This is a genomic window from Embleya hyalina (assembly GCF_003967355.1).
Classification (GTDB): Bacteria; Actinomycetota; Actinomycetes; order Streptomycetales; family Streptomycetaceae; genus Embleya; species Embleya hyalina.
Genome location: NZ_BIFH01000024.1, coordinates 135,643 through 148,638, shown reverse-complemented (window position 1 = coordinate 148,638; position 12,996 = coordinate 135,643). Strand labels below are relative to the sequence as shown.

The following is a 12,996-nucleotide window of genomic DNA, read 5'->3' as shown; positions in this document are numbered from 1 at the left end:
CGGGATTCCGCGTCCCACCTGGGAATTTCCGGTTCATCGGGGCGGGTGTGACCTTGCTCGCAGCCCGCATCGCGAGACATTTCGACCCGAACGGCGGCGGTCGCAAGCACGTCGACGCGGGGACGATCGCAGGTCGGTCGCGGCTCGTCGCGGCTCGATCGCACCCGTCGGCCGGGACATGTCGGATCAAATGTCGGATCATGCGGGAGTCCGGGAGACGACCCGGGAATCGAGCCGGGGACGACCCGGGAAACGGGGAACGCCGTGAGGGTTCGGATGGGCGTGGCGGTCGCGGTCGCGGTCGTCGTGCTGCCGCTGGCCGGGTGCGACGACGGCGACGGGGGCGGTACGAAGGCGACCGGGGACAACGGCGCGAGTCCGACCGCGAGCGACGGGACCGGCGCGAGCGGGGACCTGCGGGCGGTGGACGCGTGCTCGATCCTGACCGCCGACCAGGTCTCGCAGGCGCTGGCGCTGCCGGGTCTGAAGGCCGCGCAGAATCCGCTCGGCTGCGACTACGCGGCGGCCGACGGCACGCCGGTGGTCAGCACGATCGCCACCCGCTCCAAGGCGGGCGGGGTGGACAAGGCGCTGGAGGTGTACCTGGGCACGCTGGGCGACGCGCGCACCGAGAAGGTGGCGGGGGTGGGCGACGCGGCGGTCTACGTGCAGCCCGACACCATCGGCGGTGTGCTGGTGGTCGCGGCGAGGCGTGGCGACGAGACGGCGGTGTTCTCGCTGAACGCGGGTGGCGGCGACCCGCCGCCGAGCGAGGAGCAGTTGGTGTCGTTGGGGAAGCTCGCGGTGGCGAAGATGTGAGGGACGGGGCCGGCCCGCCGGCCATCGCGCTGCGATCACGATCGTGCGCGCACAGTCACCCATCGTTCGAGGATACGGGTTGCGGCCGGCCCGGGGAACGCGGCGAATCGTCATATCGTGTACGGATATCGACCCTCCGTCGTCCTCGTGGGCCGGCTCCCGTCGGCGAACGCCGCGGTTGGTGCGCCCGGACCCTCGCACCCGGCGGCGGGGGACGAAGGTCACGGCTGATTCCGGCGTCGACGGGCACATGGTGGGCAGGGGAGTTGTACGACCCCGGCGCGACGGGGACGCCGGGCGCCGACGGGCTCGTGTCCTTCGCACCCCTCGTGCCCCTCGTGCCATCCACCCCTCTCACCCTTCGAACCGGGAGCGACGACGTGAGTGATCTGCTGACCACCCCCCGCCCGCGGCGCGACCGCTTCGAGCGCGACGCCGTGCCGTTCCTGGAGCCGCTCTACCCGGCCGCGTTGCGGATGACCCGCAACGCCTCCGATGCCGAGGACCTGGTCCAGGAGACGTTCACCAAGGCGTACGCGTCGTTCCATCAGTTCCGCGACGGCACCAATCTCAAGGCCTGGCTGTATCGGATCCTCACCAACACCTTCATCACCTCCTACCGCAGGAAACAGCGGCAGCCGGTGGTGTCGACCACGCAGGAGATCGAGGACTGGCAGCTGTACCGCGCCGCCTCGCACGAGTCGACCGGGCTGCGCTCGGCGGAGCTGGAGGCGCTGGACCGCCTGCCGGATTCGGACGTGGTGGCCGCGTTGCGGGCGCTGCCCGAGGAGTTTCGGGTGACGGTGTACCTCGCCGACGTCGAGGGCTACCCGTACAAGGAGATCGCCGCGTTCACGAAGGTGCCGCTGGGCACGGTGATGTCGCGCCTGCACCGGGGGCGGCGGCGGTTGCGCGAGGCGTTGGCGGACTACGCGCGCGAGCGTGGGTTCGTCGTCGCGGCGTAGTCCGCCTCGTGTGGGCCCGGTTCGTGCCGATGCGGCCATGGGTGGCCGGCGTGGCTACAGGTGCTTGAGGATCTCCGGCAGCAGGTCGTGGTACGTGTTGCCCTTGGTGGCGCGGCCGATCGCGGTGGCCTGCCAGCCGTCGGCCGCGCGGGCCAGCTTGACCATGATCTGCGCGTCGTGGCCGCCGTGTTCGGACAGTTCGTAGCGCACGATCTCGCTGCCGTCCCGCTCGTCGACCAGCCGGCAGTAGGCGTTGGCGACGCGCGAGAAGGCGTGGCTGGAGTCGGCGCTGACCGTGAAGACCAGTGCCGTCACGCGCGGCGACAGCGCGGCGAGGTCGACGATGATCGACTCGTCGTCGCCGTCGCCCGCGCCGGTGGTGTTGTCGCCGGTGTGCGTGACGGCGCCGTCCTTGGAGACCAGCTGCCGCGGCCACACCGTGTCGACGAGGTGGTGGTCGGCGTCGAACAGCAGGCAGGACGCGTCGAGGTCGACGCCGGTGAGCGCCTGCAGGCCCGGGCGCAGCCCCTTGTGCTTGACCGCGTCCCAGCCCAGCCCCATCCGGACCCGCGCGGCCGAACCGGCCTCGCCGCTGCCTATGGTGACGCTCTCCCCCTGTGCGAGAACGACCGTCATCGCAAACTCCCCTCTACGGTGGTTCCCCGATTGCGCCGGCCCGTCACGAAACGGGCCGCGTCTGGCTGGAGAGCATCCTAGGGCGAGTGGATCAGCGCGGCGGCGCGGCCGTGTCGTTCGGTCCGAGTCGAGGGATTGTCGAGGGATTTCCGGTAGCGGGTCGGTCGGGTCGTGGTCGGGCGGCGGTGGGGCTGTGGTCAGGCCGTACTGCCCGGCTTCGGGGTGCTCGACGTGGTGCTCCGGTCGGGAATCTCGATCACGTCGGCCGCGGCCGGGACGGTCACCTTCACCGGGACGTCGAAGTCGCCGTAGCTGATCGAGCCGCTGCTCTTGCTGCCCTTGGACACGATCAGCACCGGGTAGGGCTTGCCGCCCTGGGCCTCGATGTAGACCTTGCCGTCGTCGCGTCCGGGTGGGCCGGTGAGCGGGATCATCCGCCGGTTGTTGATCGTCTCGACGGGCAGCTTGACGCCGTCCTCGGGGAAGTCCTTGAGCGCCGCGCCCGGGTCGGCGACGGTGGTGATGCTGCGTACGCCGCGCAGCTTCTCGCTGTTGGCGTCGCCCTTGAGCCATTTCCCGGCGAGCAGCTTGGCGGCGAGTTCGCCGTCCACCGTGCCGACCAGCGAGCGATACGCCTGCTCGTCGCCCCGGACGTACATGTCGTCGCCGACGCGGCGCACCTCCAGGCGTACGCCGTTCTGTTCGATGGTGCCCTGGAAGTCCTCGCTGCCGCGGTCCACCTTGAGGTCCAGCTTGGTCCCCTTGCCGTCGGAGACGATGTCCGCGACGACGTGCACGGTCTTGATGTTCGCGGCCGACTGCTTGGCGCGGCGCGCGAGTTCGCCGACGTCCAGGTCCTCGTTGCGCACGGTCTCGTCGAGCCCGGAGGTGGGGCTGCCGGTGACCGGCGCGGTCGGCGTGCTCTTCTCGATGGCGGACAGGGGACTCGACTCACTGCCACACGCACTCAACGCCGCGAGCGATACGCACACCGCCACCACGGCCCCGACCCTGTGTCTCCCCACACGACTCCGACGCACGCCCACTCCTTGCTCCACCGAACACGGACCCCACCCGACAACCTTGCCCCTGTGACGACCCACCCGGCCTTCCGGTTCCCCACCGCCACGCTAAGGACCTCGCCCGAACCTGTCCTGGGGGAACCCCTTACTTTCACGCAACGCGGCCTCTTCGCGGTCCGCCGGGTCCGCCGGGGGCATCCCCGGGTGGGTCGGGTGTTCACGGCGAGACTTGCGGTTCGGCGGCGAGTGGCCGGTGCGGGGCCGGTCCGGCTCGTGAGGTGGGCCGCCGGCGTCGGCGAGCGGGGCCCGCAGCCGTCGACGGCACGTTCTTGTCCTGGGGGTGTGGGCGTGTCTTTGCGCGACGCGGCTGGAAAGAGTGGGTGATCGCTCGTTGTTGGGGTCCGGGCGCATAGCATCGGTGGGTTGTCCGGGCCGCGTTCGTGGAGGGTGCCGCGTGTCTCTTGTCGTGTCTGTCGACGGGGTTGGGACGGATCGTGGGGATGCGGTTGTCGTCGGTGGGGACGCGATGTCGCGGGAGGCGTTGTTCGGGGCGGCTCGGGCGTTGGCGGAGCGGATTGTCGGGGCGCCGGCCGTGGCGGTGCGGGCCGATGCGTCGTTGGGGACGGTGATCGCCACGTTGGGCGGGTTGCTGGCCGGGGTGCCGGTCGTGCCGGTGCCGCCGGATTCGGGGCCGTTGGAGCGGGCGCACATCCTGTCGGACTCGGGGGCCGCGCTGCTGGTGGCGCCGGGCGCGTGGACGGATATCGGGCTGCCCACGACGACGGTCGACCCCGCTGCCCGCTCGGCCGGCACGCTGCCGGAGCCGGGCCCGGACGCGACCGCGCTGATCCTGTACACCAGCGGCACCACCGGCCCGCCGAAGGGCGTGTCGATCTCGCACGCGGCGATCGCGGCCGGGCTGGACGGGGCGATCGAGGCGTGGGACTGGACGGCGGACGACGTACTCGTGCACGGGCTGCCGCTGTTCCATGTGCACGGGCTCGTGCTGGGCGTGCTCGGTGCGTTGCGGACCGGGTCGCGGCTCGTGCATACGGGGCGGCCCACCCCGGCGGGCTACGCGGCGGCCGGGGGCAGCCTGTACTTCGGCGTGCCGACCGTGTGGTCGCGGATCGCGCAGGATCCGGACTCGGCGCGCGCGTTGGCCGGCGCCCGGTTGCTGGTGTCGGGGAGCGCGCCGCTGCCGGTGCCGGTGTTCGAGCGGGTCGCCGAACTCACCGGACACCGGCCGGTCGAGCGGTACGGCATGACCGAGACGCTGATCACCCTCAGCACCCGGGCCGACGGCGAACGCCGGCCCGGATCCGTCGGGTGGCCGATCGCGGGCGTGCGCACCCGGCTGGTCGGCGAGGACGGGTCGCCGTGTGCTCATGACGGCGAGACGGTGGGCGAGTTGCAGGTCGACTCGCCGACGCTGTTCCAGGGTTACCTGAACCGCCCCGAGGCCACCGCCGCGACGCTCACCACCGACGGCTGGTTCCGCACCGGCGACGTGGCGGTGATCGACCCCGAGGGCCGGCACCGGATCGTCGGCCGGGCGAGCACGGACCTGATCAAGACCGGCGGCTACCGGGTCGGCGCGGGCGAGGTCGAGGGCGCGCTCCTGGCCCACCCGGCGGTCCACGAGGCGGCCGTGATCGGCGCCCCGCACACCGATCTCGGCCAGGAGATCGTCGCGTTCGTGGTCCTGGCACCGGGCGCCGAGGTGTCCGAACGCCAACTCGTCGACCACGTAGCGGCCGGCCTGTCCGTGCACAAACGCCCCCGCCGCGTCCTCTTCGTCGCCGACCTCCCGCGCAACGCGATGGGCAAGGTCCAGAAGAAGCTGCTGACGGATTGACCCTCGGCTCCCGGGGGCGGCCCGGAGCAGGGGAGTCGGGCCGCGACGAATGGCGCGCGCCACTCGGCCGGGTCCGCCCGTCGGAAGCCGAACGGCCTTGCCGGCGGCCCTGCCTGACTGCGCGTCAGGAGCGGGTGGCGATCGGGCTTGTTTCCGGGAGGCGGATCAGGGGGATTCGGCGGTCGGTGCGGGTCTGGTAGTTGGCGTAGTAGGCGCGGTCGGCGGTCAGGGCGGCCCAGGTCCTCGTGTACTCGTCGCCGTCGAGGATTTCCGGGACGCTCCAGTACGTGGCGTGTTGGACGCGGACCAGCAACTGCGGGTTGGCCGTGCGGTCGGACAGGTTCACGTACCAGGACGGGTGCTTGGCGGCGCCCGCGAAGGAGCCGACCACGACGCGGTGGCCGTCCGCGTCCGCCCAGAACGGGAGGGCGACCTTGTGCATCCGGCCGCTCTTGCGGCCGACCGTGTGGACGAGCACGTGGTTCATCCCGGCGAGCAGCCAGACGTCGTCACCGTCCGACTGTTCCATCTGCGAGACGTGCTCCTTGGTGAAGAGAACGATCTCCTCGGGCGAGGGCTCGATGAATTCGTCGTTCTTCTGTTCCGCCATGATGGTTCTCGCTCCAGGGAGGGCACGCGCGGCAGTTGGGTTGCGCGACTCTAGTCGGGGTCCCGCCAACCATCAATGCCGGATTCCGGGATCCGGACGTGGCCCGCGTCACGGCTCCCGACCCCCGTCCCGACCGCCGCCGAGGCCGCCGCAAAGGCCGCCGCCGAGGCCGCCCGGACCAGCGCCGCCACCGCCGTCGAGCAGGACCGTTCGGGCCAGGCGACGGCCAGCACCGAAGGCGGCGCGTCCACGATCGGTCGGAATACCACGCCGGGCCGGGGATACCGGGCGGCCACGGACATCGGCAGCAGCGGGGTTCGGCCGCCCAGGGCCACGAGCATCAGCAACTGGGCGAGGTCGCGGCCCGCGCAGCGGTTCTCCTCGATGTACCGGTCCACATCCTCGGGGCGCAGGCCGAGGTCGGCGAGGGTCGACGACTCGCGGGCCGCGAGCGGGTGCCCGGCGGCCAGCGCGGCCATGCGCGGCTCGGCGATCAGGGTCTCGGCGTCCAGGCCGGCGCGGTCGAACGGCTCGTGGACCAGGGCCACATCCGCCTCGCCCCGGCGCAGCAGGTCCGGCTGTTCGAGCCACCCGCACAGCCGTACCTGGACCGGCAGTGCCCCCGGTTCGGCCCCGTAGTGCGCCAGCATCGGCTCCAGCAGGTCCCCGTCACCGTCCGCCTTGACCGCCAGCACCAGCTTCGGCGAGGCGTCGGCGGCCCGCCGGGCCCGGCGCCCGGCGGCCTCCAGGGCGTCCAGCGCGGGCCGCGCCTCCGCCAGGAGCACCGTCCCGGCCGGGGTCAGCGCCACACTGTGCGTGGTCCGCTCGAACAGGACTGCGCCCAGTTCCGTCTCCAGCGCGCGGATCGCGCGGGACAGCGGCGGCGGGGAGATCCCCAGCCGCTCGGCGGCGCGAGCGAAGTTCAGTTCCTCGGCGACGGCGACGAAGTAGCGCAGCGGGCGGGATTCCACGTACTCCCCCTCCCCTCTCCCTCTCGCTCTCCACTCGGTATTGCCCTGAGGGTAACAACCGGGAGCCGATCGATCCTTCAGTTCGGGGCCGCCGGCCACCAGGCTCGACGACATCCCTTCGAACACCTCCCATGGAGCTTTCGTGATCGTCGTCACCACCCCGACCGGACAAATCGGCGCACAGGTACTCGCCGGCCTCCTCGACGCCCCGGGCACCGCGCCGTCGGTCCGGGTGATCGCCCGCGACCCCGCCCGCCTTCCCGCGGACGTACGCGCACGGGTCGAGGTCGTCGCGGGTTCGCACGCCGACCCCGCCGTGCTGAAGGAGGCGTGCGCGGGCGCCGACCGCATCTTCTGGCTGGTGCCGCCGACGCCCGGAGCCGCGAGCGTCGACGGTCACTTCCGCGACTTCACCGAGCCGCTGCGCGACGTGGTCGGCGGCGACGGCATCCGCCGCGTCGTCGGCGTCTCCACCCTCGGACGCGGCGTGGCCGAGAACGCCGGGCAGATCTCCGCCTCGCTCGCCATGGACGAGACGATCGCCGCCATGGACGTGCACTACCGGGCCCTGTGTCCGCCGTTCCTGATGGAGAACCTGCTGCACCAGGTCGCGGCGATCCACCGCACGGGCATGTTCTTCCTGGCCACCACCGAGGACCGGGTCCTGCGCACCTGCGCCACCGGGGACATCGCCGCCACGGCCGTCCGGCTGCTCCTCGACGACGCGTGGACCGGCACGGAAGACGTCCCGCTGGTCGGCCCCGACGACCTGAGCCCCCAGGGCATGGCGGACGTCCTGTCCGAGGTGCTCGACCGGCCGGTGCGCTTCCGGCGCACGACCGGCGCCGAGTACAGGGCGACCCTGGTCGGCTTCGGCGCGAGCGACGCGTGGGCCCGGGGGCTCGCCGACATGGTGGACTCGCTGGACGCCCAGGGCTATTACGGCGCCGACGCACCGAGCACGCCCGAGACCGCGCCCACCACGTTCCGCCGGTGGTGCGAGGAGGTGCTGAGGCCCGCCGTGCGGGCCTGACCGAACCCGGCCCACACACGCGGCGCACGTGCCTGTGATCACACCGATACGGGCGGGTCGGGCCGCCTTCCCCCTCGTAGGATCGCGACGAATCCTACGAGGGGACAACGGGGCATGAGCGCACGGCGATTCGTGGTGGTCAGCGGCGGGGGCAGCGGCATCGGACGGGCCATCGCGCGCCGATTCGCCGCGCAGGGCGACCACGTGACCGTGCTGGGCCGTCGTCCCGGACCGATCGCCGCCGTCGCCGAGGAGATCGGCGGGGTCGCGGTCGCCGTCGACCTGACGGACCCTCATGCGGTGGAGCAGGCCCGGGAGTCGCTGCCCGCGCGGGTCGACGTGCTGGTCAACAACGCCGGCCGGCGGCTGCCCGCGCTCGACGAGCCCGACCTGGCCGCCGTCGCCGACCACTGGCGCGGGATGTACGACCACATCGTGCTGCCCACGGTGCTGCTCACCGAGGCCCTGCTCCCTCGCATCGCCCGCCCCGGCGGCCGCATCGTGTCGATCGGCTCGACCGCCGGACTGCGCGGGAACAACGCGTACGGCGCCGCCAAGGCCGCCGTGCACGCCTGGAACCACACCCTCGCCACCCGGGTCGGCCCCGACGGCATCACCGCCAACATCGTCGTCCCGGGCTACGTCGCCGACACCGAGTTCGCCTTCGACATGGTCCAGGACGCCGCCGAACTCGCCCGCCGCGCGGAGGCCACCCTGGTCAAGCGGGTCGGCCGCCCCGACGACATCGCCGCCGCGGTCGCCTTCGTCGCCTCCCCCGAAGCGGGTTACATGACCGGCGAGTTCGTCAACGTCAGCGGCGGCCACGTACTGGGCCGGTAGCGGCCCACAGGCCCGCTTCTCGGCGACACGCCGTGTCCCCGAGTCGACCCACCCTCAGGATCGGGTGAACGCCGGGCTGTTGCTGTCCTCGGGGACCGCCGTCAGCGGCCGGGCCACCTCCGCGTGCGTCGGCCCGACCTCCGCCGCGAGCACGTCCAGCGCGGCCAGGTCGAAGCCGTACAGCGTGGCCGCGTTGCCGGCCAGGATCGCGCGCAGTTCCTCGGGCGACGCGTCGTGGAACGAGCGGCGCAGCGACTCGCGCGTGTACGGGTAAGTGCCCTCGTCGTGCGGGTAGTCCGCGCCCCACATGTAGCGGTCCACGCCCAGTTCGTGCCGCGCCTCGGCCTCGGTCGGCGACGGGAAGCTCGCGCCCACCCAGCAGTTCCGGGCGAAGTAGGCGCTCGGCGGCTCGGGCAGCCGGTCCGCCTCGGTGTACTTGAGTTCGCCGATCCGCCCCGACGCCATCTGCGCGTGGTAGGCGTCCAGTTGCCGCAGCAGCGGCGGGACCCAGGCGGCGCCCTGCTCGGTGATCGCGAACTTCAGCCGGGGAAAGCGCGCGAACGCCCCGGACAACAACATGTGGGTCAGCGGCCGACGGGAGAACAGCGTCGCCTCGGCGATCCACAGGAAGGTCGCCGCCGGGTGGTCCCCGTAGTCCGGACTGCCGGAGCCGCCGTGGTTGACCACCGCCAACTCCAGGTCCTGGCACACCTCCCACAGCCGGTCCCAGTCCTGCGCGTACAGCGGCGGGATCCCGGTCGCGTCCGGCGGCGTGGTCGGGATCAGGATGCCCGCGAGCCCGTTCTCCTTGGCCCACACCGCCTCGGTCACCGCGTCGTCGACGTCGTTCAGGAACACCTGGGCGAGTCCGGCCCGGCGTACGGCATTCGCCCCGCCGCACCACTGGGCGAGCCAGCGGTTGTGCGCCCGGATCCCGGCCAGCCGGCGGGCGTAGGAGTGCGCCGACGACGGGGGCCGCGCGAGCAGTTGGCCGGTCGGGAAGAACGGCGGCACCGTGTTCGGGAACACCACCTCGGCGACGATCCCGTCGGCGGCCAGTTCGGCGATCCGCCGCTCGTCGTCCCAGTTGCGGGTGCGCCCGTCGCCCTGGAGATCGCGGAACGGGTTGCGGTAGCGCCCCCGCCAGGCGTCGAACTCCTCGTGCCAGGCCGGGTCCAGGAACTCCCGGTAGACGTCCATGCCCGCGCCGGCGTGCCCGTCCGCCGAGATGACGGTGTACCGCTCCGAACCGCCCGATCCGCCCGATCCGCCCGATCCGCCCATCATCGCTCCTCCAGCTTGAATACCCGCATCGCGTTCTCCCGCAGGAACTTCGCCCGCACCTCGGGCTTGAACGGCACATCCGGCAACTCGCGGAAGATGCGCTCCAGGGACAGCCCCATCGGGTAGTAGCCCGCGTACATCACCTTGTCCGCCCCACGCGTGTTCGCGTAGTCGACGATCGCCTTCGGGTAGTACTTCGGCGCGAACGCCGAGGTCATGTAGTACAGCCCCGGCCACTTGAGCATCAGCTTGACCGCCAGGTCCTCCCACGGCTCCGCGCCGTGCCGCATCACGATCCGCAGCTCGGGGAAGTCGTAGCAGACCTGATCGAAGTGCATCACGTCCTGACACGCGGACGGCACCCGCGGACCGGCGATGCCCGCGTTGGACACGATCGGCAGATCCAGGTCGACGCAGGTCTGGTAGATCGGGTAGTAGCGCCGATCGCTCACCGGCACCTGCGGATTGCAGCCCGCCGGAAACGTGGTCACCGCGACGATCCCGTGCTCCTCGTACGCCGCCCGGATCCGGCGCACCGCCTTGGTGATGTCGTTCGGGTCCACCTCCAGCGTGGGCCGGAACCGCTTCGGGTGCGCGGCGATCGCGCGCAGCGCGGTCTCGCTCAGCCCGACCAGGCCGATCCCGACGCCGCACGCGTCCATCCGCCCGATCGTCACCTCGACCGGATCGGCACCCTCGTCCAGCCGGTTCGGCACACCCTTGAACATGTACTCGGCGGGAAACTCCATCTCGCCGCTCTCCGCGTCACGCAGTTGCGGCTTCAGGAAGTCGTAGTGGCTCCTGGCCTGCGCACTCGGGAAGCCGATCATCAGATCGACCGCCCCCGACGCGCCGGCGGACCCGGCCTCGGACATGGCGAACCCCCTGCCCATAAAGTTGATTGACTCCATCAACTTAACAGCAGCAGGGGGGAACGGCCATAGCCGAACGAGCGCGTCAGCGGTTGGTCATCGCCTGCTTGATCAGGGTTCGACCGAAGTCCCACATCAGCCCCGTGCCCTTGTGCGCGTCGTCCATCACGTCCACGAAGCCCGCGACGAAGTGGTCCACGTCCTCCTGTCCGATCACATACGGCGGCAGCAGCTTGATCACGTCCATGTGGTCGCCCGCCACCTGGGTGAGCACCCGGTGCCGCTGGAACAGCGGTACCACCACCATCTGCGCGAACAACCCGTGTCGGGCCGCCTGGAGCGCCGTCCACCCGGCCCGCAACTTCAGCGAGCGCGGCTTGCCGAACTCCAGGCCGATCATCAGGCCGCGCCCGCGCACCTCCGCGAACAGCTCGTACTTGTCGATCAGCGGGGTCAGCGCCGCCGTGAACGCGTCGCCCATCCGCGCGCTGTTCCCGATCAGGTCCTCGTCGTCGAGCACCGCCAGCGTGGCCAGGCCCGCCGCCATCGCCTGGTTGTTGCCGCCGAACGTGCAGTCGTGCACGAGCACCCGGTCCATCGTCGAATAGACCTTCTTGAACACCCAGTCACGGGTCAGCGTCGCGCCGATCGGCACGTAGCCACCCGACAGCGCCTTCGCGATCGTGACGATGTCCGGCTCGACGCCGTCCTCCCACTGATACGCGAAGAACCTGCCGGTGCGCCCCATCCCGGTCTGCACCTCGTCGGCGATCAGCAGCGCGCCGTGCTCGCGCAACAACTTCTGCGCGGCGGCCAGCCACCCCGGCGGCGGCGCGAGCACACCCTTGCCCAGGATCGGCTCGATGATCAGCGCCGCGACGTCACCGCGCTTCAACTCCCGGGCCAGCGCGTCCAGATCGCCCAGCTTGATGCCCACGTCCGGCAGCAGCGGCTCGAAGCCCTTGCGGAACTCGGCCGCGCCGTTGACGGAGAGCGCGCCCGTGGTCAGCCCGTGGAAGGCGTGGTCGATGTAGACGATCCGCCGCCGCCCGGTGGCGAACCGGGCGAACTTCAGCGCCGCCTCGACCGCCTCGGTCCCGCTGTTGCAGAAGTACACCCGATCCATCCCGGGTGCCCGGGCGAGCAGCCGATCGGCCAGCGCGGCGGCCAGCGGCGGGGTGTGGAAGTGCACGATGTCCGGCAGATCGAGCGCGATCACGTCCCGCATCGCCTTGCGCACCACGGGATGGTGCCGGCCCACCCCATAGGTGCCGAACCCGGAGAGGAAGTCCAGGTATCGGTCGCCCTTGTCGTCGTACAGGTACGGCCCTTCGGCCCGGACGTACTTGCGGTCCATGCCGATCGTCCGCAGCACGCGCGGGAGTTGCGGGTTGAGGTGCTTCGCGTGCAGCTCGAAGCCGCGGTCCGCGTACGCCTCGTACGTCTCACCCAGGTCGAACGTCATCGCCCGCCGTACCTCCTGACTTGGTTCGCTCGTCGTTGGCCCAGTCAAGCAGGGCCGGGGTGGCGTGGCGCAACGTGCGGAACGCCCGGAACCCGTCCACCACCAGGCGGGGCCGGAGCAGTTCGCGCTCCGGGGTGTCGGTGATCACCCGGATCACCCCGGCCGGCCGCTCCCCCGCCGCCGCGAGGAGATGCACCGACTCCATGTCGGCGGCCCGCACGCCCCGCTCGCGGAGCGTGCCCCGGGCGCGACCCGTGACCAGCTTGTCCACCGTCTCGATCGGGCCGTGATGCACGGTCAGCTTCGGCGAGACCCGTCCCATCCACTCCGCCAACACTCCGGACGTGGGCAGTTCGACCACCGTCCCGTCCGGGCCGCGCACCTCGGAGGCGACCACCACGTCACCCACCGCGACCCCGGGTCCCACGCCCGCGCCGAAGCCCGCGACCGCCAAGGTGTCGAACTCCTCGGCCGGCAGCGCGGACAGGGCCCGCGCACGGGCACGGGCCTTGTCCGCTCCCATGCCCGCGCGCACCACACGCACGTCGAAGGCCCCCATCAGCCCCGCCTCGACCGCGCGCATCTCGATCCGAAGCGGAGTGACCACCATCAAGGGCATGA

The 12,996-nt window shown here is 71.7% G+C and carries 13 protein-coding genes; 5 read left to right on the top strand and 8 right to left on the bottom strand.

What is annotated here, in order from left to right:
* Positions 1–264: 264 nt before the first annotated feature.
* On the top strand, positions 265–819 hold the full coding sequence (locus tag EMA17_RS25710) for a DUF3558 family protein (RefSeq protein ID WP_126639490.1): 555 nt from the start codon (positions 265–267) through the stop codon (positions 817–819).
* Between the two features lie 380 nt (positions 820–1,199).
* Positions 1,200–1,784 carry a sigma-70 family RNA polymerase sigma factor gene (locus EMA17_RS25705; protein WP_126639489.1) on the top strand — a complete coding sequence of 195 codons (585 nt, stop codon included), beginning with the start codon at positions 1,200–1,202 and terminating at the stop codon, positions 1,782–1,784.
* A gap of 54 nt (positions 1,785–1,838) precedes the next feature.
* On the opposite strand, the gene EMA17_RS25700 is transcribed toward EMA17_RS25705, so the two are convergent.
* The gene (locus EMA17_RS25700; RefSeq protein WP_126639488.1) at positions 1,839–2,420 is read right to left on the bottom strand and encodes a TerD family protein; all 582 of its coding nucleotides are present in this window, start codon (positions 2,418–2,420) and stop codon (positions 1,839–1,841) included.
* A 197-nt stretch (positions 2,421–2,617) separates the two neighbouring features.
* Complete coding sequence (locus EMA17_RS25695; RefSeq protein WP_126639487.1) at positions 2,618–3,460, bottom strand: hypothetical protein; 843 nt, start codon at positions 3,458–3,460, stop codon at positions 2,618–2,620.
* Between the two features lie 508 nt (positions 3,461–3,968).
* Here EMA17_RS25695 and EMA17_RS25690 point away from each other — a divergent pair.
* Positions 3,969–5,300, top strand: a complete 1,332-nt coding sequence (locus EMA17_RS25690) for an acyl-CoA synthetase (RefSeq protein ID WP_246126891.1) — start codon at positions 3,969–3,971, stop codon at positions 5,298–5,300.
* Between the two features lie 124 nt (positions 5,301–5,424).
* On the opposite strand, the gene EMA17_RS25685 is transcribed toward EMA17_RS25690, so the two are convergent.
* Positions 5,425–5,910 (bottom strand): nitroreductase/quinone reductase family protein, encoded by a 486-nt coding sequence (locus EMA17_RS25685; protein ID WP_126639485.1) that lies wholly within the window; start codon positions 5,908–5,910, stop codon positions 5,425–5,427.
* Between the two features lie 50 nt (positions 5,911–5,960).
* Positions 5,961–6,881, bottom strand: coding sequence for a LysR family transcriptional regulator (locus EMA17_RS25680; protein WP_126639484.1), 921 nt, complete (start codon positions 6,879–6,881; stop codon positions 5,961–5,963).
* A 142-nt stretch (positions 6,882–7,023) separates the two neighbouring features.
* Here EMA17_RS25680 and EMA17_RS25675 point away from each other — a divergent pair, with 142 nt between their 5' ends.
* Together EMA17_RS25675 and EMA17_RS25670 are read left to right on the top strand one after the other, a co-directional pair.
* Positions 7,024–7,914 carry an NAD(P)H-binding protein gene (locus tag EMA17_RS25675; protein WP_126639483.1) on the top strand — a complete coding sequence of 297 codons (891 nt, stop codon included), beginning with the start codon at positions 7,024–7,026 and terminating at the stop codon, positions 7,912–7,914.
* Positions 7,915–8,028: 114 nt separating this feature from the next.
* Positions 8,029–8,754: an SDR family NAD(P)-dependent oxidoreductase gene (locus EMA17_RS25670; RefSeq protein ID WP_126639482.1), complete on the top strand. Its 726-nt coding sequence runs from the start codon at positions 8,029–8,031 to the stop codon at positions 8,752–8,754.
* A 54-nt stretch (positions 8,755–8,808) separates the two neighbouring features.
* On the opposite strand, the gene EMA17_RS25665 is transcribed toward EMA17_RS25670, so the two are convergent.
* The 4 genes from EMA17_RS25665 to EMA17_RS25650 all read right to left on the bottom strand — a co-directional run bounded on the left by EMA17_RS25665 (position 8,809) and on the right by EMA17_RS25650 (position 12,985).
* Positions 8,809–10,041, bottom strand: a complete 1,233-nt coding sequence (locus tag EMA17_RS25665; protein ID WP_246126890.1) for an amidohydrolase family protein — start codon at positions 10,039–10,041, stop codon at positions 8,809–8,811.
* A complete protein-coding gene (locus tag EMA17_RS25660) occupies positions 10,038–10,913 on the bottom strand; it encodes an amidohydrolase family protein (protein WP_246126889.1) in 876 nt (291 codons plus the stop codon). Before EMA17_RS25660 ends, EMA17_RS25665 begins: the two co-directional genes overlap by 4 nt.
* A gap of 82 nt (positions 10,914–10,995) precedes the next feature.
* Entirely contained in the window at positions 10,996–12,375 is a 1,380-nt protein-coding gene (locus tag EMA17_RS25655; RefSeq protein ID WP_126639481.1) for an aspartate aminotransferase family protein, read from the bottom strand.
* Positions 12,356–12,985 carry a phosphorylase family protein gene (locus tag EMA17_RS25650; protein ID WP_126639480.1) on the bottom strand — a complete coding sequence of 210 codons (630 nt, stop codon included), beginning with the start codon at positions 12,983–12,985 and terminating at the stop codon, positions 12,356–12,358. The genes EMA17_RS25655 and EMA17_RS25650 overlap by 20 nt, the downstream gene beginning before the upstream one ends.
* Positions 12,986–12,996: the final 11 nt, after the last annotated feature.